The organism is Prauserella alba (assembly GCF_024171735.1).
In the GTDB taxonomy this organism is placed as follows: Bacteria; Actinomycetota; Actinomycetes; order Mycobacteriales; family Pseudonocardiaceae; genus Prauserella; species Prauserella alba.
In genome coordinates this window covers 489,035-508,458 of sequence record NZ_JAMTCH010000003.1, presented here as the reverse complement: position 1 = coordinate 508,458, position 19,424 = coordinate 489,035, and the positions used below count along the sequence as shown (strand labels likewise).

General features: G+C 70.2%; 21 protein-coding genes. 5 read left to right on the top strand and 16 right to left on the bottom strand.

Features of this window, described 5'->3' with window-relative positions; translation table 11 throughout:
• Positions 1 to 121: 121 nt before the first annotated feature.
• A complete protein-coding gene (locus LY12_RS02220) occupies positions 122 to 1,156 on the top strand; it encodes an enoyl-CoA hydratase/isomerase family protein (RefSeq protein WP_253852988.1) in 1,035 nt (344 codons plus the stop codon).
• 99 nt (positions 1,157 to 1,255) lie between these two features.
• Positions 1,256 to 1,954 carry a FadR/GntR family transcriptional regulator gene (locus tag LY12_RS02215; protein WP_253852987.1) on the top strand — a complete coding sequence of 233 codons (699 nt, stop codon included), beginning with the start codon at positions 1,256 to 1,258 and terminating at the stop codon, positions 1,952 to 1,954.
• Positions 1,955 to 2,009: 55 nt separating this feature from the next.
• On the opposite strand, the gene rlmN is transcribed toward LY12_RS02215, so the two are convergent.
• Positions 2,010 to 3,116: a dual-specificity RNA methyltransferase RlmN gene (rlmN, locus tag LY12_RS02210; protein WP_253852986.1), complete on the bottom strand. Its 1,107-nt coding sequence runs from the start codon at positions 3,114 to 3,116 to the stop codon at positions 2,010 to 2,012.
• Positions 3,117 to 3,211: 95 nt separating this feature from the next.
• Between rlmN and LY12_RS02205 the strand changes: the two genes are divergently transcribed.
• A complete protein-coding gene (locus tag LY12_RS02205; protein WP_253852985.1) occupies positions 3,212 to 3,817 on the top strand; it encodes a PadR family transcriptional regulator in 606 nt (201 codons plus the stop codon).
• On the opposite strand, the gene LY12_RS02200 is transcribed toward LY12_RS02205, so the two are convergent.
• Positions 3,778 to 4,560 carry a class I SAM-dependent methyltransferase gene (locus tag LY12_RS02200; RefSeq protein ID WP_253852984.1) on the bottom strand — a complete coding sequence of 261 codons (783 nt, stop codon included), beginning with the start codon at positions 4,558 to 4,560 and terminating at the stop codon, positions 3,778 to 3,780. The genes LY12_RS02205 and LY12_RS02200 overlap by 40 nt on opposite strands.
• 81 nt (positions 4,561 to 4,641) lie before the next feature.
• Between LY12_RS02200 and LY12_RS02195 the strand changes: the two genes are divergently transcribed.
• Positions 4,642 to 5,487, top strand: a complete 846-nt coding sequence (locus LY12_RS02195; protein ID WP_372493425.1) for a VOC family protein — start codon at positions 4,642 to 4,644, stop codon at positions 5,485 to 5,487.
• A gap of 61 nt (positions 5,488 to 5,548) precedes the next feature.
• On the opposite strand, the gene LY12_RS02190 is transcribed toward LY12_RS02195, so the two are convergent.
• The 5 genes from LY12_RS02190 to rpsB all read right to left on the bottom strand — a co-directional run bounded on the left by LY12_RS02190 (position 5,549) and on the right by rpsB (position 9,650).
• Positions 5,549 to 6,544, bottom strand: coding sequence for a phosphatidate cytidylyltransferase (locus LY12_RS02190; RefSeq protein ID WP_253852982.1), 996 nt, complete (start codon positions 6,542 to 6,544; stop codon positions 5,549 to 5,551).
• Complete coding sequence (frr, locus tag LY12_RS02185) at positions 6,544 to 7,101, bottom strand: ribosome recycling factor (protein ID WP_253852981.1); 558 nt, start codon at positions 7,099 to 7,101, stop codon at positions 6,544 to 6,546. Before frr ends, LY12_RS02190 begins: the two co-directional genes overlap by 1 nt.
• A complete protein-coding gene (gene pyrH / locus LY12_RS02180) occupies positions 7,098 to 7,853 on the bottom strand; it encodes a UMP kinase (protein WP_253852980.1) in 756 nt (251 codons plus the stop codon). The genes frr and pyrH overlap by 4 nt, the downstream gene beginning before the upstream one ends.
• Positions 7,854 to 7,968: 115 nt before the next feature.
• Positions 7,969 to 8,793 (bottom strand): translation elongation factor Ts, encoded by an 825-nt coding sequence (gene tsf / locus LY12_RS02175; RefSeq protein ID WP_253852979.1) that lies wholly within the window; start codon positions 8,791 to 8,793, stop codon positions 7,969 to 7,971.
• Positions 8,794 to 8,843: 50 nt separating this feature from the next.
• Positions 8,844 to 9,650 carry a 30S ribosomal protein S2 gene (gene rpsB, locus LY12_RS02170; RefSeq protein ID WP_253852978.1) on the bottom strand — a complete coding sequence of 269 codons (807 nt, stop codon included), beginning with the start codon at positions 9,648 to 9,650 and terminating at the stop codon, positions 8,844 to 8,846.
• Positions 9,651 to 10,266: 616 nt separating this feature from the next.
• Between rpsB and LY12_RS02165 the strand changes: the two genes are divergently transcribed.
• Complete coding sequence (locus LY12_RS02165; protein WP_308292051.1) at positions 10,267 to 10,929, top strand: M23 family metallopeptidase; 663 nt, start codon at positions 10,267 to 10,269, stop codon at positions 10,927 to 10,929.
• Between the two features lie 14 nt (positions 10,930 to 10,943).
• Here the strand turns inward: LY12_RS02165 and LY12_RS02160 are convergent, their stop codons facing one another.
• The 9 genes from LY12_RS02160 to rplS all read right to left on the bottom strand — a co-directional run bounded on the left by LY12_RS02160 (position 10,944) and on the right by rplS (position 19,350).
• A complete protein-coding gene (locus LY12_RS02160) occupies positions 10,944 to 11,816 on the bottom strand; it encodes a FliA/WhiG family RNA polymerase sigma factor (protein ID WP_372493472.1) in 873 nt (290 codons plus the stop codon).
• A 271-nt stretch (positions 11,817 to 12,087) separates the two neighbouring features.
• The gene (locus LY12_RS02155) at positions 12,088 to 13,251 is read right to left on the bottom strand and encodes a tyrosine recombinase XerC (protein WP_253852976.1); all 1,164 of its coding nucleotides are present in this window, start codon (positions 13,249 to 13,251) and stop codon (positions 12,088 to 12,090) included.
• Between the two features lie 74 nt (positions 13,252 to 13,325).
• Positions 13,326 to 14,564 carry a DNA-processing protein DprA gene (gene dprA, locus LY12_RS02150; protein ID WP_253852975.1) on the bottom strand — a complete coding sequence of 413 codons (1,239 nt, stop codon included), beginning with the start codon at positions 14,562 to 14,564 and terminating at the stop codon, positions 13,326 to 13,328.
• The gene (locus tag LY12_RS02145) at positions 14,561 to 16,072 is read right to left on the bottom strand and encodes a YifB family Mg chelatase-like AAA ATPase (RefSeq protein ID WP_253852974.1); all 1,512 of its coding nucleotides are present in this window, start codon (positions 16,070 to 16,072) and stop codon (positions 14,561 to 14,563) included. The genes dprA and LY12_RS02145 overlap by 4 nt, the downstream gene beginning before the upstream one ends.
• Positions 16,072 to 16,479: a YraN family protein gene (locus LY12_RS02140; RefSeq protein WP_253852973.1), complete on the bottom strand. Its 408-nt coding sequence runs from the start codon at positions 16,477 to 16,479 to the stop codon at positions 16,072 to 16,074. The genes LY12_RS02145 and LY12_RS02140 overlap by 1 nt, the downstream gene beginning before the upstream one ends.
• A gap of 210 nt (positions 16,480 to 16,689) precedes the next feature.
• Positions 16,690 to 17,013 (bottom strand): DUF2469 domain-containing protein, encoded by a 324-nt coding sequence (locus tag LY12_RS02135; protein ID WP_183655439.1) that lies wholly within the window; start codon positions 17,011 to 17,013, stop codon positions 16,690 to 16,692.
• Between the two features lie 96 nt (positions 17,014 to 17,109).
• Positions 17,110 to 17,829, bottom strand: a complete 720-nt coding sequence (locus LY12_RS02130) for a ribonuclease HII (RefSeq protein WP_253854811.1) — start codon at positions 17,827 to 17,829, stop codon at positions 17,110 to 17,112.
• A gap of 147 nt (positions 17,830 to 17,976) precedes the next feature.
• Positions 17,977 to 18,951 carry a signal peptidase I gene (gene lepB, locus LY12_RS02125; RefSeq protein ID WP_253852972.1) on the bottom strand — a complete coding sequence of 325 codons (975 nt, stop codon included), beginning with the start codon at positions 18,949 to 18,951 and terminating at the stop codon, positions 17,977 to 17,979.
• A gap of 42 nt (positions 18,952 to 18,993) precedes the next feature.
• Entirely contained in the window at positions 18,994 to 19,350 is a 357-nt protein-coding gene (gene rplS, locus LY12_RS02120; protein WP_253852971.1) for a 50S ribosomal protein L19, read from the bottom strand.
• Between the last annotated feature and the right edge of the window lie 74 nt (positions 19,351 to 19,424).

Here is a 19,424-nt window from a genome sequence, read left to right as displayed (position 1 = left end):
CCATCTCAACTCCGAGTTTTGGTACGACAGCGATGTGGTCAGACCATAGGACTGGCCAGACATCGAGACAAGGCCTAACCTTGAGACGGCCACCTGTGGAGCAGTCCACGAAGGAGATGCCATGGCCCACCCGGACGGGGTCGTATGCCGCCGCGACGGAGCCGTCGGGCATATCACTCTCGACCGCCCGGCCTCACGCAACGCACTGGATCTCACGATGATCCGGCGAATGCTCGACGCTCTCGCGCGCTGGGAACACGACACCGGGATCGGTGCCGTCGCGATCGACTCCTCCGACGAGCGGACCTTCTGCGCGGGCGGTGACATCGTGGCGGTGCACGAGGCGGCCCGCGGCGATCCCGAACACGCACGCCTCCTGTGGCGGGAGGAGTACCGACTGGACGCTCGCATTGCCCATTACCCGAAGCCGGTGGTGACACTGATGGACGGCCTGGCACTCGGCGGCGGCATGGGGATCGGCTGCCACGCGAGCGTGCGGGTCGTGGGCGACCGAGCCGCACTGGCGATGCCGGAGGTCGCCATCGGCCTCGCACCCGACGTCGCAGGCACGCTGCTGCTGTCCCGCGCACCCGGCCGGATCGGCACCCACCTCGCGCTGACCGGGCGCCGCGTCGGCCCGCACGACGCGGTGTACTGCGGGCTCGCAGACCACGTCGTGCCGTCGTCGTCGCTGCCGTCGCTGGTCGCCGATCTCGTCGCGGGCGCTACACCCGACGCCGTCGCCGCCAAGTACGCCGTCGAGCCGCGCTTCACAATGCCCACGCAGCGGGTATGGGTCGATGCCTGTTACGACGCGGCCGATGTGAAGACGATCATGCGAAACCTCGCCCGACGCACCGAACCCGAGGCCGCCGACGCCCTCGACACGATCGCCTCGGGCGCTCCGACCGCCCTCGCCGTGACACGCCGCGCCCTCGAGATCGCCCCCACGCACACGGGCATCGACCAGTGTCTACGCCAGGATTACCGCGTGTGCAGCCGGTTCCTGCGACACCCCGACCTGGCCGAAGGTATCCGTGCCGCAGTGATCGACAAGGATCGGACGCCGCGATGGAACCCCGCCGACCCGACGACCGTGACCGACACCGACGTGGAGCGCTTCTTCAAGCCGCTCGACGACGACCTCGTGCTGTGACCCTCCGGGACGACCTCGGCAATCAGTCCTCGATTGTGGTCGGACCACTATCAAGCTACGCTCGCGTTCCGACAATGCTGTCGAGGAGGCGACTTTTCGATGGACGAGCCGGACAACGTTCACTACCTGCGACCCCGCCACGCGGTCGTCAACGCCGTCCAGGACGTGATCGTCACCGACCGACTCGGAGCGGGCGATCACCTGCCGCACGAACGCGATCTCGCACGGCGTCTCGACGTCACTCTGGCCGAGGTCCGCCATGCGCTCGCAGTCCTCACGTCGATGCAGGTCCTGCACGCCGCCGACGGACGCCACATGCTGAGCGAGCAGAAATCCGCCCTGGTCGACCGACTGGTCCGACTGCACATGAGCCTGTCCGGTTTCGACACCAACGACCTGATGTCGATCCGCCTCGAGCTCGAGAGCACCGCCGCCGCACGCGCGGCCACGGGCGCCGACCCGGACGACCTCGTTCCGCTGCACCAGATCGTCGAGGCGATGTCCCGGCCCGACGTCGACCTCCGCCGCTTCGGTGAGCTCGACCGACGTTTCCACACCGGCCTGGCCCGCGCCGGGCACAACGACCTCGCGACGCTCCTGCTCACGTCGCTCGGCGATGCGGTTCAGCACGAGATGCACTCCGGCTACGGCCGGATGCTGCGCTGGCCGTACACCGCCGCACGACTCGCCGACGAGCACCACGACATCCTGCTCGCCGTCGAACAGGGCGATCCGCAGCGCGCCTCCCGGGAGGTGACCGCGCACATCGGCCGCTTCTACGACCTACGCGCGGGCTGACTCGCCCCGCCGAGGTCCGCCGAGCCCTGTCCCACTGCGGTCAGCCGGCGGGGCCTCAGCTCTCGGCGGCGAGCTGGCCGCAGGCCGCGGCGATCTCCTGGCCCCGGGTGTCACGCACGGTGCAGGGCACGCCCCCGTCGTTGACGCGGCGGACGAACTCGCGCTCCACGTCCTTCGGCGAGGCGTCCCACTTGGAACCCGGCGTGGGGTTCAGCGGGATGACGTTGACGTGCACCAGGTGGCCGAGGTGCTTCCGCAGGCGCTTCGCCAGCAGGTCCGCGCGCCACGGCTGGTCGTTCATGTCGCGGATCAGCGCGTACTCGATCGACACGCGACGGCCGGAGGTGTCCGCGTAGTAACGCGCCGCCTCGAGGACCTCGTCGATCGCCCAGCGGTTGTTCACCGGCACGAGCGTGTCGCGCAGCTCGTCGTCCGGAGTGTGCAGCGACACGGCGAGCCGCACCTGCATGCGCTCGTCGGCGAGCTTGCGGATCGCCGGTGCGAGACCGACGGTCGACACGGTCACCGAACGCTGCGCGATGCCCAGCCCGGCCGGTGCGGGTTCGGTGATGCGGCGCACCGCGGCGACGACGCGCTTGTAGTTGGCGAGCGGCTCCCCCATGCCCATGAAGACGATGTTCGACAACCGGCCCTCGCCGCCCGGCATCGCACCGTCACGCATCACCGCCGCGGCCGAACGCACCTGGTCCACGATCTCCGCCGTCGACAGATTGCGGTCGAGCCCGCCCTGGCCGGTGGCGCAGAACGGGCACGCCATTCCGCACCCTGCCTGGCTGGAGATGCACAGCGTGGCCCGGTCCGGATAGCGCATGAGCACGCTCTCGAGCATGGTCCCGTCGTGTGCGCGCCAGAGCGTCTTGCGCGTCTCGCCGTCGTCGCAGTCGAGCGCCCGCACCTCGGTGAGCAGCGCCGGCATCAAGTCGTCGACCAGCCGCTGCCGGGACGCAGCCGGGATGTCGGTCATCTCCTCGGGATCGACGGTCAGCCGCGAGAAGTAGTGGTGCGAGAGCTGTTTGGCGCGGAACGGCTTCTCGCCGAGCTCGGCGACGGCCTCGGCACGCTCGTCCAGCGTGAGGTCGGCGAGGTGCCGCGCGGGCAGGCCGCGGCGGGGCGCGTCGAAAACGAGGGGAAGAGCAGTCATAGCACTCGCCATGGTCCCACATGTCGACATGTTGCGCGGCGACTGTTTCCGATATATCGTCGACCTGTCGGAAACAATCGTGAAAGGACGACATCATGAGAAGGCGACGCAACGACTTCAGGACACCAGGCGGCCACCACGGACGACCGGCCTTCGGCCCGCGCGGTGGGCCGTTCGACGGCGAGTTCGGACCCGAGTTCGGTCCGGGCATGCGTGGCGGACCCCGGCGCAGACACGGCGGCCCGGGCGGCCGAGGCAAGCGGGGCGACGTGCGGTCGGCCGTTCTGACGCTGCTGGCCGAACAACCACGGCACGGCTACGAGATCATCGGCGAGATCAGCGAACGCAGCGGCGGATTCTGGAAGCCGAGCCCCGGCTCCATCTACCCCACGCTCCAACTACTGGCCGACGAAGGCCTCGTACAGGGCGACGAGGAAGGCGGCAAGCGGTTGTACCAGCTCACCGACGAGGGCCGCGCCGCCGCCGGGAAGATCGGGACACCGCCGTGGGAACACTTCACCCAGGACGCGGACCCCAACGAGCTCCGGCTCCGCGAAGCGGCGGGCTCCCTGATGGTGGCGATCAAGCAGGTCTCGCAGGTCGCCTCGAGCGACCAACGTGCCCGCGCCACCGATGCGCTCGACGAGGCCCGCCGCACGCTCTACGGCATCCTCGGCGAAGCACCCTCCACGGAAGGGTGAAGCACGAGACCGGCCGGCTTGTGGCGCACCAGCACCCGATAACCGACCGGCAACTCGAACGACCCGCCTGCCCCTGCGTTCCGGCCCAGCGTCTCCCCCACGGCACGCCGGGCGACCGGCGGGCTGAACTCGATGCCCAGCACGGCCTCGACGGCGTCCCGGCCGGGAAAGACCCAGCGTGTCTCCACCCGCGTGCACTCGAACCCGGCGTCGGCGAAGAACGCATCGACGTTGTCGGGGTCGTAGTGGGGAAGGTCGTCGCGCATCCAGTCGCCGTACGGTGCGTGTCGAGCGTCGAGGTCCACGATCACCAGCGCACCACCGGGCCGAAGCACCCGCTCCGCCTCGCGCAGTCCCGCCTCACAGCCGGGGCCGAAGAAGTACGCCGTGCGAGCGTGCACCAGGTCCGCGGAACGGTCGGCCGCGGGAATCCGCTGCGCACGCCCACGCTCGACCGTCACGTTCGACGACGCCATGACGCGGCGGCGGGCCTTGCGCACCAGCGGAGCATGCGGTTCGACACCCAGCACCGACCGTGCCCCTGCCGCCAACCGCGGAAGGTGGAAACCGTCACCGCATCCGAGGTCGATCACGTCCCTGCCGGCCCACGGCGCCCTGCCGCACAGCTCCGCCCAGATCGCGTCGTCGGCGTCCTGCACCTGGTTCTCCAGCTCGTAGGTGCCGGTGTGGTACCAGATGTTCGGGCTGGGATAGACCTCGGTCTTACGCAGGAGCCGGTTCACGCACACAGCGTATCGACGTCACTCCCCCGGGCGTAAGATCATTTACGTTTCAGCTCGAGGACGACGGCGCCGAAGGGTCTCGTGACCATGTCAGATACCACCGAACCCACCGCGATTCTGGCCGCCGGCACGCCGTGCTGGATCGAGCTGGCCACCCCGGACGAAGACGTCGCACGGGCGTACTACGAGCAACTGTTCGGCTGGACGTTCGCCGTCAACCGGGATCCCGCGACCGTCAACCATCGCTACAACATCGCGACGCTCGACGGCTGGGAAGTCGGCGGCATGTACCAGGCCGGGCGGAACCAGCCCACCGGCTGGGTGCCGCACCTGGCCGTCAGCAACGCCGCAGCCACCGCGGAATGGGTGCAGCACCTCGGCGGCGTCGTCACCCTCGGCCCCGTCGACATCCCAGGCCGCGGCGCCATCGTGCACGCACTCGACCCGAGCGGGGCACCCGTCGTGTTCTGGCAACTCACCGACAGCTGGACGTTCGCCAGAACCCTGCCAGGCAGCTTCAGCGGCGCCGACCTGGGCACCCACGACGCCGGCCGCGCCGACGACTTCTACGACAAGCTCTTCGGCTACGCCAGCCACCAGGTAGGCACCGACGGCATCGACTACCTCGAATGGCGGCTCGGCGCCGAACCTGTCATCTACCGGTACGTACTGCCGCCGGAGCAGGCCGGTTACAGCCCCCACTGGATGGTCTACCTGCAGGTCGACCCGCACCGCGGCACCGACGCGGTCGCCGGGCAGAGCCTGATGCTCGGCGGCTCGGTGATCACTCCGCCGTTCGACACCCCGTTCGGCCGGATCGCCGTGCTCGCCGACCCCGGGGGTGCCGTGTTCTCCGTGGTCGATCACAGCTGCCCCGTGGATCTCGGAGTCGGCCGCGCCGAGGTCGACGACCCCTACGACGACTGATTGTCGCCGGGCGGCGCCGGACGGTCCTGCCCGGCGAGACACCGCCTGCAGGCCGGAGGCGTCAAGCCGGAACGAAGGCGCTGAGCAACAGCCACGACGCGAGCGCCGATGGCAACAGCGAATCGAGGCGGTCCATCAGCCCGCCGTGGCCCGGCAGCAGAGTCCCCATGTCCTTGATGCCGAGGTCGCGCTTGATCAGCGACTCCATGAGGTCACCGAGCGTCGCGGTCAACACGATCGCCACGCCGAACAGCACGCCCTGCCAGGCAAGACCGTCGACGAGCAGCGCCAGCGCCAGCGAACCCGCCGCGATACCCGCAACGAGCGAACCGGCGAAACCCTCCCAGGTCTTCTTCGGGCTGATCGACGGCGCCATCGGATGCCGGCCACGCAGCACCCCGGCCACGTATCCGCCGGTGTCGGAGGCGACCACGACGATCATGAACGAAAGAACCCTGCCGACACCGTCGTCCGGTGGCACCAGCATCGCGGCGAACGAGGCGAACAACGGGAGATACGCCGCCGCGAACACCGACGACCCGACGTCCCGCACATAGCCGTCCGCCCCGCCCGGCAACCGCCACAGCAGGCACACCAGCACCGTGAGAACGAACGCCGTCAACGCGCCTTCCCGGCCGAACGGCCAGGCAAGCCAGATCATCGCCTGCCCGCCGACCAGCACCGGCGTCATGGCGATGCGAATGTCGGCCGCTTTGCGGAACGCCCGGCTCAGCTCGACCGTGCCGATCGCGATGGCGATGGCGACGATCCCGATGAACAGGTATCGGACCGTGAACAGCGACGTCAGGATCGCGCCGCCGAGCAGCACGCCCACGGCGATCGCGGCGGGCAGGTTCCGCCCGGCCTTCCCCTTCTTCTCGGGCTCGTGCACCGGCTCGGCGGAACCCGACGACGGGACGGCCGGATCGCCCGTGGAGGCGGGCCGGTCCGGTCGATCACCCGGCTCGAACACTGCGGCGTCGTCGCTGTGGTCCGGACGCCGGCCAGGATCGGCAGCACCGGAGCGCCGCTCCTGGTCGTCGGTCACGTTCGGCATCAGACCTCGAGCAGCTCGGATTCCTTGTGCTTGACGAGCTCATCGACCTGCGCCACGTACTTGTCGGTGAGGTTCTGCAGCTCCTTCTCCGCGCGCGAAACCTCGTCCTCGCCGGCCTCGCCGTCCTTACCGATGCGGTCGAGCTCGTCCTTCGCCTTGCGCCGCACCCCGCGAACGGAGACACGGGCGTCCTCGCCCTTCTGCTTGGCGACCTTGACCATCTCCTTGCGCCGCTCCTCGGTGAGCTGCGGGAAGACGACGCGGATGATGTGACCGTCGTTGGTCGGGTTCACGCCCAGGTCGGAGTCCCGGATGGCCTTCTCGATGGGCCCGAGCTGCGAGGCGTCGTACGGCTTGACGACAGCCATGCGTGCCTCGGGGATGTTGATGCTGGCCATCTGGTTCAGCGGGGTCGGCGCGCCGTAGTACTCGACCGTGATGCGGGAGAACATCGCCGGGCTCGCCCTGCCGGTGCGCACCGACGACAGCTCCTCCTTGGCGTGGGACACCGCCTTTTCCATCTTCTCTTCTGCGTCGAAGAGTGTCTCGTCGATCACGGCTGCTCCAGGTTCGTCGGTGTACTGACCAGTGTCCCGATCCTCTCACCGCTGACCGCGCGCGCGATGTTGCCCTCGGTGAGGAGGTTGAAAACGATGATCGGCATGTTGTTGTCCATGCACAGGCTGAACGCCGTCGTGTCGGCCACCTTCAGACCGCGTTCGAGCACCTCGCGGTGGGTGATCTCGTCGTACAGCTTGGCACTCGCATCGACCCGCGGGTCGGCGGAGAACACGCCGTCGACGGCCTTCGCCATCAGCACGGCGTCGCAGCCGATCTCCAGGGCACGCTGGGCCGCGGCGGTGTCGGTGGAGAAGTACGGCATGCCGGTACCGGCGCCGAAGATGACCACGCGCCCCTTCTCCAGGTGACGCTCGGCCCGCCGGGGAACGTACGGCTCGGCGACCTGTCCCATCGTGATGGCGGTCTGCACGCGCGTCGGCACGCCTTCCTTCTCGAGGAAGTCCTGCAACGCCAGCGAGTTCATCACGGTGCCGAGCATCGCCATGTAGTCGGCACGGTCACGATCGAGACCCCGCGTCGACAGCTCCGCACCCCGGAAGAAGTTGCCGCCACCGATGACGACCGCGATCTGCGCACCGTCGCGCACGACCTCGGCGATCTGCTCGGCAACCGAGTGCACCACGTCCGGATCGACGCCGACGGAACCACCGCCGAACATCTCGCCGCCGAGCTTCAGCAGGACTCTCCGGTAACCGCGTCCGGGCCGGTCGCTCTGTCCTTCGGTCATGTCCGGGGTCCCTTCAGCGTCTACGGGCGGCGATCGGAGGGGTGTCGATGTACGTCTCGCACATGTGCCCCGCCTCCGGCCTGGCGGGAGACGGGGCACATGTGTGCGAGCGGGCTCAGGCCTGGCCGACCTCGAAGCGGGCGAACCGCGTCACGGTGACCCCGGCCTCGTCGAGCAGCGCCTTCACGGTCTTCTTGTTGTCCGTGACCGACGGCTGCTCCAGCAGCACGTTGTCCTTGTAGTACGCGCCCACCTTGCCCTCGATGATCTTCGGCAGCGCCTGCTCCGGCTTGCCTTCCTCGCGGGCGGTCGACTCGGCGATCCGACGCTCGTTGTCGACGATGTCGGCGGGCACCTCGTCACGCGTCAGGTACTGCGCCTTCAGCGCCGCGACCTGCAGCGCGGCACCACGGGCGGCCTCGGCGGCCGCCTCGCCCTCGCCGCTGTACTCGATGAGTACACCGACCGCGGGCGGCAGACCGGAGCCACGGCGGTGCAGGTACGTCTCGACGTTGCCGTCGAAGTACGTGACCCGGCGGACCTCGAGCTTCTCACCGAGCTTCGCCGAGAGCTCCTGGACGACCTCGGCGACGGACTTGCCGTCGACCTCGGCGGCCGTGAACTTCTCGACGTCGTCGGTCTTCTGCTCCTGGGCGACCTGGACGAGCTTGTCGGCCAGCTGCTGGAACTCCTCGTTCTTCGCGACGAAGTCGGTCTCGGAGTTCAGTTCGACCAGGGCACCGCCTGCGCCGGCCACCAGGCCCTCGGCGGTCGAACGCTCGGCGCGCTTGCCGACGTCCTTGGCACCCTTGATGCGCAGGATTTCAACGGCCTTGTCGAAGTCGCCTTCGCTCTCCTCCAGCGCCTTCTTGCAGTCCATCATGCCGGAGCCGGTGAGGTCGCGGAGGCGCTTGACGTCTGCCGCGGTGTAGTTCGCCATCGTGCGTTTCCGTTCTCTGTCGCTGGATGCGCAGTGGTGTCGGTACGGGATCAGGAAGCGGTGCTCTGGCCGGCGGCCTCGGAGCCGGCGAGCAGCTCCTGCTCCCACTCGGGCAGCGGCTCGGCGGCCTCGGGCTTGTCCTCACCCTCGGGGGCGGCACCGTTGCGTCCGGAACGCGCCATCAGACCCGCGGCGGCGGCCTCGGCCACGACCTTGGTCAGCAGGGCGGCCGAGCGGATCGCGTCGTCGTTGCCCGGGATCGGGTAGTCGACCTCGTCCGGGTCGCAGTTCGTGTCGAGAATCGCCACGACCGGGATGTTGAGCTTGCGCGCCTCGCCGACGGCGATGTGCTCCTTCTTGGTGTCCACGATCCAGACGGCGCTCGGCACCTTGGACATGTCGCGGATACCGCCGAGCGTCCGCTCCAGCTTGTCCTTCTCACGGGTCAGCGTGAGGATCTCGCGCTTGTTCAGCCCCTGGAAGCCACCGGTCTGCTCCATCGACTCGAGCTCCTTGAGCCGCTGGAGACGACGGTGCACGGTCTGGAAGTTGGTCAGCATGCCGCCGAGCCAGCGCTGGTTCACGAACGGCATGCCCACGCGCTGGGCCTCCGTCGCGATGGCCTCCTGCGCCTGCTTCTTCGTACCGACGAACAGGATCGTGCCGCCGTGGGCGACCGTCTCCTTCACGAACTCGAACGCGCGGTCGATGTAGCTCAGCGTCTGCTGCAGGTCGATGATGTAGATGCCGTTGCGCTCGGTGAGGATGTAGCGCTTCATCTTCGGATTCCAGCGGCGGGTCTGGTGCCCGAAGTGCACGCCGGAATCGAGCAGCTGCTTCATGGTGACGACGGCCATGGCCTGATTCGCACCTCTTCTGTCTCGGCGTACCGGACGTCTCGTCCGGTACGCGGGGCCGGTTGTCGCGGTCCACCGGGGTCGGTGGCCGCCCTGGTGCCGTGCCGGCGTCCGGACTCCCGGGTAGTTCCTCGGTCCGGGAGACCGCCGGGCACCGTTGCCCCGTCACGGCCGAAGCCGCAGGCGGGGCGCGCACGTGCACGCGAAGTCAGCCTGTGTGAACACAGACTGCGCCAAGTAGTGTACGCCGCCCCGCAGTCGGCGCTCGACCCGGAGGCCCGGCCGCCACGAGTTGTCCACATCGACGTCGGCCATCCACAGATTCGCAGCGCACGGCCGCGGCCGGCGTTTCCGACGGCACGCTGGGCGGATGAGGTTCCGCTCGATCGCGCGACCGCCCCGCGGCCCGTCCGCACGCGCCGCCGCAGCCGAACGCCGGCTGGACGGACCGCGGCACCGGCCACATACCGTCACCGCGCCCCACACGCCGCTGCCGGCCACCGCGGGACGGCGGCCCGGCACGAAAGATCGGCGGCCCGGCACCACGGATCGGCCGCCCGGCAGCGCTTGTCGGCCGCCCGGAGGCACGGGCACGGCCGTCGCGAACCGCACCGCCGTGGCGTTGGCCGTCGCCGTCGCCGTCCTCGCGGTGCTCGTCCCACCGGCCGTCACGGTCGCACCCGGCCCACGGTCCGGGCAGGAAAGGAGTGCGTGGGGCTCGGCAGCCGGCTTCCTGACCGGAACCCGCACGCCCGAGACCGGCGCACCCGAGCGCCGCGCGTCCGAGCACCGCGCGTCCGAGGCCTGGAGCGCCACGGCTGCCGTGCGGTCCGGGCGCACCGCGAACGCGCCGCGACCCGAGGGCACGTTCACCTGGCCGTTGACGCCGCGTCCGGCGGTGGTGCGGCCGTTCGACCCGCCCGACAGCGAGTACGGCCCAGGGCATCGGGGTGTCGACCTGGCCGCCGAGCCCGGGCAACCGGTGTCGGCGGCTGCCGCAGGTCGGGTCGTCTATGCCGGTGATCTCGCGGGCAGGGGCGTCGTGTCGATCGAACACCGCGGTGGCCTGCGGACGACGTACGAACCGTTGTCGGTGCGAGTCGCCGAGGGAGACCGGGTGGAGGCGGGCCGCCGCATCGGCACGGTCGCCCGCGGCCACGACGGCTGTCGCCGCGCCGCATGCCTGCATTGGGGGTTGCGGCGCGGCGAGCGCTACCTCGACCCGCTCACCGTCGTACCCGTCGCCGGCCCGCTGCGGCTGAAGCCGTGGCCGGGGTGACCGGCGGCGGCCGATCAGGTTCCGGACTGCTCCTGGAGTTTCGCGCGCAACCGCAGAACCGCCCGCGTGTGCAGCTGGCTGACTCGCGATTCGGTCACACCCAGGACCTTGCCGATCTCGGCGAGCGTCAGACTCTCGAAGTAGTACAGGCTGACGACGATGCGGTCACGCTCGTTCAGCTGAGCGATGGCGTCGGCGAGCTGCTTGCGGTTGTCGCGGTCGACGAGCACGGCCGCCGGGTCGACCGCGTCGTCGTCTGGCAACGATTCGACGACCGACTCACTGTCCCGGCCGGCCGCGACGAGCGTTTCGAGCGCGACGACGCTGGTGAGGCGCAACTGGCCGTAGAGATCGTGCAGCTCGCCCTGCGAGATGCCGAGCTCGGCGGCGACCTCGGCGTCGGTCGGCGTCCGGCCGAGCCGTGCCCCGAGCCGCTCAAGGGTGCGTTCCACCTCGCGGGCACGACTGCGGACGACGCGCGGCACCCAGTCCTGCGACCGCAGGTCGTCGAGGATCGCCCCGCGGATGCGCTGCATCGCGTACGTCTCGAACCGCAGCCCACGGTCGGGGTCGAACTTCTCGATCGCGTCGACGAGCCCGAAGATGCCCGACTGGATCAGGTCCGCAACGTCGACGTGCGTGGGCAGACCCGTGCCCACCCGGCCTGCGACGTACTTGACCAGCGGTGCGTAGTGCAGCACGAGGCGGTCGCGCACGCGCTGCGAGGGTTCGGTGGCGAACTCGTGCCACAACGCCTTGATCGCGGCATCCGCTTCGGCCCGGCCACCGCCGGAACCGTTGGCGTCCGCCTGTGGTGGGCGAGCGGGGTCGCCGCCCGGCGCATCGCGGTCCCGCCGGTCGACGTCGGCACCCTGGGCACCGGCCACCGTCGAGTCGGTAACCGCCGTGTCGGCCCCGGGTCCGTCGGTCACGGGGGTGTCCGCCGTGGGCGCGTCCGGCACGACGGCATCGGCCGCGGCGACGTCGGCACCGGGTGCTGTGACCCAACCGGCCGTGTCGGCACCGGATGCCGGGTCCGTACCGGGCGTCGGGTCGCCGACACCCGCATCGGCGGGAGGTGCGTCGGCGGGCTCACGGGTGGATGTCACGGTCTCACCCGCCCTGCGCCCGATCGAACGGGCCGAAACTCCACCGGCGTCATTGGGCACGGGGGTGGGTTCGGTCATGAATCGCCTTCAGCCGCTCGACGGTCAGGTGCGTGTAGAGCTGCGTCGTGGACAGCGTAGCGTGACCGAGCAGTTCCTGAACGCTTCGCAGATCCGCTCCCCCTTCGAGCAGGTGCGTCGCCGCCGTGTGCCGCAGCCCGTGCGGGCCCATGCCCGCCGCGCCGGGCACCGACTCTACGGCGTCGTGCACGACGCGCCGCACCGTCCTCTGATCGATCCGCCCACCCCGGGCGCCGAGGAACAGTGCAGGGCCCGACGACGCGGTGACCAACCGGCCCCTGGCCGTGTCGAGCCAGCCCCGCAGCGCCCGTTCGGCCGGCAGCCCGAACGGAACCATCCGCTCCTTCGAGCCCTTGCCGAACACCCGCACGAGTCTGCTGTCGAGATCGGCGTCGTCCACGTCGACGGCGCACAGTTCGGCCACGCGCATTCCCGTCGCGTACAACATCTCCAGGAGTGCGTGGTCACGCAGGGCGACCGGATCCTCCTGCTCTGCCCCCGAAGCGGATGCACCCAGGACGTCGGCGGCCTGTTCCTGCCGCAGCACGCCGGGCAGCCTGCGGTGCGCCTTCGGAGCGGCCAGCCGGAGTCCCGGGTCGGTCGCCAGCAGCCCGCGATCGGCAGCCCACGCGGTGAACGTCCTCGCCGAAGCCGCCCGCCGCCCGAGTGTCGTACGGCTGTGCCCCTCCCCGCGCTGCTGGGCGAGCCAGGAACGCAGCACCTCGATATCGAGTCCGCCGAGCCCGTCGGGCTCGCCCGCGGTGTCGTCCCCGCTCGCCGTCGCCGGACCGTCGGCACGAGCGCCGCCGGAATCCGCACCGTCGAACGCGGCGCCATCGGACTCGGCGCCCTCGAATCCGGCACCGTCGGACTCGGCACCGCTGTCCACGACGTCTGTGCTGTCGGCGTCCTCCGAACCGTCGAGACCATGGAGGAACGCCAGCATCGACACGACGTCACCGACGTAGGCACGGACCGTGTGTTCGGACAACCCGCGTTCGGAGGCCAGGTGCCGCTCGTAGTCATCGACGACGGTTGCGGCGCGCGCCGGTAGGCGCTCACGCAACCGGCGCAGGTCCGTGCGCCGACCCGCGGTGCCCGCGGGCCGTCGCCCGCGCGCTGTCGAAGAACTCATGCCGCCGACGCTGGGCCACGCCACCAACGGGGTCAAGCATCGCCACACCTCGATGATCAAGCTGCAACCAGCCGCTACGAGGGGCGGCGTTCCTCCCTTCCCGTCACACTGTCGGGCGATATCACCCGATCGGGGACATCGGTGGTGAGTCTCCAGCCGGTCTCGCAGCGTTCGGCGAACCCCGACAGTTCCAGTTCCGGCAGCAACGCGCGCACGCGAGCGAGCGGCACACCCGATTCCTCGGCGACGACTTCGGGAGACCGGCCCCGCCGCCGACTGAGCGCCTCGTGTACCCGCAGCGCCTGTGGGCCGAGCTCGTCGGTCGGCCTGCGTGGGCGCGGCGCGGTCGACTCGCCTCGGCGCTCTCCCAGGCGTCCGACGGTGCTGAGGACGTCGGAGACCGATCCCACGAGCGTCGCGTACGCCTCGCGGATCAGCTCGTGACAGCCGAGCGAGGTCGCCGAACCGACCGGCCCCGGTACCGCCATGACGACTTTGCCGAGCACGCCCGCCGTCGACGACGTGTTGCGGGCACCGCTCCGCCGCCCCGCCTCCACCACGACGGTCCCGGCGGTGAGCGCCGCGAGCAGTCGGTTCCGGACGAGGAACCGGTGGCGTGCGGGCGGCGCACCCGGCGGGTATTCACTGATCACCGCTCCCCGCTCGGCGACACGGTTGAGCAGCCCGACGTGGCCCGCGGGATAACCGCCGTCGAGTCCGCACCCCAGCACCGCCACGGTCGGGCCGCCCGCGGCCAGCGCACCGCGGTGAGCGGCGCCGTCGATGCCGTAAGCCGCACCGGAGAACACGGCCACCTCCTCGGCCACGAGCCCGTGCGCGAGTTCCGCCGCGGTGTGCTCGCCGTACTCCGTCGCCGCTCGCGCGCCGACCACGGCCACCGCGCCGTCCACGACCTGGTCGAGGCGTACCGTTCCCCTGACCCACAGGCCCAGCGGCGGTGCCACACCGTCGGCGCCGCGGCCTGTCGCCACCTCGAGCGACAGCAGGGGCCACGCCGGCCACTCGTCGTCCTCCGGGGTCAGCAGGCGATAGCCCGCCTCGGCAGCCCTGGCGAGGTCCCGTTCCGACCTGTCGGCGCCGCGCCGCGCCTCGGTCTCCTTGGCGACGCGGTCCGGCACGTCTCCGCGCTGGACCCGCTCGGCCGCTTCCACGGGACCGTGTTCCGCGACGAACGCGACGAGTGCGGCCGCGGGCGGCTCGGCGACACCGAGCAGGTACGCGCGGGCACGGTGCACGTCGTCGGCAGGAACCCGGGCACCGGAGCCGGGTCCGGTGCTGTCCTCGTCGTTCATGCCGCCCTCCGGTCCCGGAACTCGAGGGCGGCCGCGACATGGTCGGCGGCGGGTTCGTCGGCCTCGGCCAAGTCCGAAAGGGTCCATGCGATGCGGAGACAGCGATCCGCTCCCCTGGCCGTGATCGCGCCCCGATTCAGCCCGCGGTCGAGCAGTCGGGTCGTTTCCTGCGGGAGGGCGAACTCGCGGCGCAATGCAGGGCCCGGCACCTCGGCGTTGGTCTGCCAGCCGCGGTCGGACCATCGCTTCGCCGCACGTTCCCGGGCGGCGACGACACGTTCCCGAACCCGGTCGGTCGGCTCGGCCGACTCGCCGCCCGCCACGTTCATCGCCGTCACGGGGCGCATTCGCACGCGCAGGTCGACCCGGTCGAGCAACGGACCGGACAGCTTCGCCAGATACCGCCGCCGCGCGGCCGGGCTGCAACTGCACTCCGTTTCCCGAGGCGGCGCACACGGGCAGGTGTTCGTCGCCAGCACCAACTGGAATCGCGCCGGGTAACGCACCGAGCCGCGGGAGCGGGCGATCCGCACCTCGCCCTCCTCCAGCACCGTACGGAGCGCATCGAGGCGTTCACCGCCGTATTCCGCCGCCTCGTCGAGGAAGAGCACGCCGCGGTGCGCCTTGCTGATCACACCGGGCGTCGCGAGACCGGTACCCCCGCCGATCAACGCCGCGACCGAGATCGAATGGTGGGGCGCAACGAACGGTGGCACCCGCACCAGCGGTGAGTCGGGCTCCAGCGAGCCGTCGACCGAGTGCACCGCGGTGACCTCGAGCGCTTCGTCGTCCCCGAGTTCCGGCAGCAGGCCCGGCAGGCGCGTGGCCAGCATCGTCTTGCCGACCCCCGGCGGCCCGGTCATCAACAGGTTGTGCCCTCCTGCCGCCGCCACCTCCAGGGCCCAGCGCGCCTCGGGTTGTCCGACGACGTCGGCCAGGTCAGGGTGTTGCGGCGGGGCGCGGCCGTGATCGGGTTCGGCGCGGGGCAACCCGTCCTCGTCGCACAGCCAGGCGATGAGTTCGCCGAGCCTTCCGGCCCCCAGGACGTCGATCCCGCCGACCAGCGACCCTTCGGCCAGCGATTCGGGCGCCACCACCGCCCTGCGGTACCCGGACCTGCGCGCCGCCAGCAGCGCGGGCAGGACGCCGCGCACCGGCCGGACCCTGCCGTCGAGCGCGAGCTCCCCCAACAGGATCGTGTCCACCAGTTTCGGAGCGGGCACCGCACCGGACGCGGCGAGCACGGCGGCAGCAATCCCCAGGTCGTAACCGGAGCCGTCCTTCGGCAGATCCGCCGGGGACAGGCCCAGCGTCACGTTGCTGTCGGGCCAACGCTGGCCGCTGTTTCGCACCGCGGCCCGCACCCGGTCCTTGGCCTCGCGCAGGCCCGCGTCCGGCAGGCCGACGAGTTTCGTCCCGGGCAGTCCGGCACCGATGTCCGCTTCGATCTCCACCGGCCGCCCCTCGATACCGATCAGGGCAACCGACCAGGCTCGCGCGAGCGGCATCAGAACGCACCCACGATGTGCCGGACGGTCGGCTCACCACCGGGCGGGCAGTCCACGGACAGCACGTCGAACCGGATCGGGCACCAGCCGATCTGGAACTCCGACAGCCACCGCGACGTAACCCGCCGGATCCGCGCCTGCTTGTCCGCGGTGACGGCTTCGGCCGGGGCACCGAAGCGATGACCGGATCGGGTCTTGACCTCGCACACGACGAGCATCGACCGATCGGTCGCGACGATGTCGAGCTCGCCTTCCCGGCATCGCCAGTTGCGGCTCAGCACGATCAGGCCGCGTTCGGTCAGGTACCGCACCGCCAGTTCCTCACCCCGGCGCCCGAGGTCGAGGTGGGATCGTTTGCCGCGTGCCCGGGAATTGTCGTTCCCCCGGCCGCGCAACGTGGTATTCACTCGCGTTCACCCCCAAGGTCCGCGGCCGGCACTCACCGGCCCTCGAACCCACGATCACCGGTTCACCGGCTCCACGGGAGGGGGTTTCTGCGAAGTTGTGGACAACCCGGATGCTGTGGACAACCCAGGCGCCGCGAGCGGCGGCACTCCGATCTCGTCAGGGGTCCGTGCTACGGCGCCGACCCCGGCGGAGTGGCGGCGCACCGCACGTCAGCCGCCGAACGGGCCCTCCTCGGGCAGTCGCAGCTCGGGCTTCTCGAGCTCTTCGACGTTGACGTCCTTGAAGGTGATCACCCGGACGCTCTTGACGAAACGCGCCGGACGGTACATGTCCCACACCCACGCGTCCGACATGCGCACCTCGAAGTACACCTCGCCGCCGCTGTCACGCACCTGCACGTCGACGGAGTTGGCCAGGTAGAACCGCCGCTCGGTCTCCACGACGTACGAGAACTGCCCGACGATGTCGCGGTACTCCCGGTACAGCGACAGTTCCATCTCGGTCTCGTACTTCTCGAGATCCTCTGCGCTCATCTGCTCCTCGCAAGCCTTACAGCCGGTCGGTGGCGAACAACCATTGTGACACCCGAACGCCCGGCTGGAGAGGACTCGGGCACCGCCGTTTCCATCTCATCCGGCGGGAACGTCGAACAGCGCTTCCTGGTTGTCGACGGCGGGCGCCGGCTTCGCCTGCAGCGCAGCCGCGGTCAGCAACACCGGATGCGGCGGTTGCAGGTCGTGTTCCTGCGCCGCGACGGCGACGTTCGTGTACGACCAGCGGTGCGCCGCGCACGGTCCGTGAGCCGTCAGCGCGCGCCCGTGGTCGGCCGTGGTGTAACCCTTGTGCACGTCGAATCCGTACTGCGGATGCTCGGCGTGCAGGTCGGCCATGATCCGGTCCCGGGTGACCTTGGCCAGTACCGACGCGGCCGCCACACATGCCGCCACCCGATCACCTTTGATCACGGGAATGCTCGGCGCAGGCAGCCCAGGCACGCGGAATCCGTCGATCAGCACGTAGCCCGGCGCGACCTCCAGCCGCGTCACGGCCCGGCGCATGCCCTCGATGTTGGTGACGTGGATGCCGCGGGCGTCCACCTCGGCAGGCGGTACGACGACGACCGTGTACGACACGGCGCGCCGGACGACCCGTCCATACACCCGTTCCCTGGCCGCCGCCGTCAGCAGTTTCGAATCGGTCAGTTCGGAAAGCCGCGACGCGTCTCCGGGGCGCAGTACACACGCGGCGACCACCAGGGGCCCTGCGCAGGCACCCCGGCCCGCCTCGTCGACGCCCGCCACCGGACCAAGCCCGCGCCGGTCCAGTGCACCCTGCAGCGCCCACGGCATCGCGCCGCGGACGACGGCGCGAGGTGGCCTCGGACCGTCGAACGACAGCGACGACCGCCGCCTCGACCTGTTCGTGGCCGGGGCCGACGACGCCGGGGAACGGTTCGACGGTGTGGGCACGGGACGCTCCAGCTCTCACCCGCCGGGTCAGGGGTCGCGTCGCAACGCTCCGCCTACGGCGGCGCCGATGCGACGGCTCGTCGTGAGCACCGGCCACGCTGCCAACGCGCCGCCGGCCAGCGGGATGCCCTGTTGCCAGGTCGGCGCGCTCATCGCCTCCGCCTGCTGCTGTTGCGGATTGTCCCCGTGGATGATTCCCCATCGCGACGGCGGCAGCACAATCAGGCGCGCCTTGCCGATGATGTTGTCCACGGGCACTGCACCGGACGCACCGCCACCGTCGTTGTGATACCGCGAGTCGGCAGAGTTGTTCCGGTTGTCACCCATGACCCAGACGTATCCCTGGGGCACGGTCACCTCGTCGAACGAGGCCTGCGGCCTGCCACCGGCGAGGTGCAGATAGGGCTCGTCGAGCGGCCGGCCGTCCACGAGGACCCGGTTCTGGTCGTCGCAGCATTCGACGGTCTGCCCACCGGTCGCGATGACTCGTTTGACGAAGTCGCGCTCATCGGGCGGAGCGAGGCCGAAGGCCGAGCCGACCATCTGGAAGAAGTCGGCCACGGCGTTGCCGCCGTCGTCGGCGAGTCCCGGACCGACCCAGGACTCGGGACCGCGGAACACGACGACTTCCCCCGGGTCGGGATCGGCGAAGTCGTAGACGAGCTTGTCGACCAGGATCCGGTCGGGTGTGCAGCCGGGGCAGCCGTGCAGCGTGTGTTCCATCGAGCCCGAAGGGATCATGTAGACCCGGGCGAAGAACTGCTGAATGACGAAGGCGAGTACGAGCGCGATCCCGATCAGGATCGGCAGTTCCTTCCAGAACGACCGCTGCTTCTTCGCCTTGCCGTCGCGGCGGCTCCGCGACCGGCCACCGTCGCCGCCGGCCTGTGCCTTCCCTTCGCTGTCCTCGGACGATTCCGACCTGTCGGCGGGGCTCCCGAACGGATTCTTCCGCTCGTCGTCCGGCTGCTCCGGCTCATCCTGGGGGGCGTTTGAAGGCACAGGCTCGACCACGGCGTCAGGCTACGGCAAGCTCCACAGTGATCAGGAAGCGGAGGTCTCGCGACGCTCCTTGATCTTGGCGGCCTTACCACGCAGGTTGCGCAGGTAGTAGAGCTTCGCCCGGCGGACGTCACCCTTCTTGGCGACCTCGATCTTGGCGATGTTCGGCGTGTGCACCGGGAACGTACGCTCCACGCCGATGCCGAACGACATCTTGCGGACGGTGAACGTCTCGCGGATGCCGCCGCCCTGGCGGGCGATCACGACGCCCTCGAAGACCTGGTTCCGCTCACGGTTGCCCTCGATGACGCGGACGTGAACCTTGAGCGTGTCGCCCGGGCGGAAGTAGGGGATGTCGGAACGCAGCGACTGAGCGTCCAGCGCGTCCAGGGTGTTCATCTTCAGGTCCGTCCTCGTCCTTGTGGCAATGTGGCTTGACATGTCCGGGCGCGCACCGGCCTCACAGCGGGCGG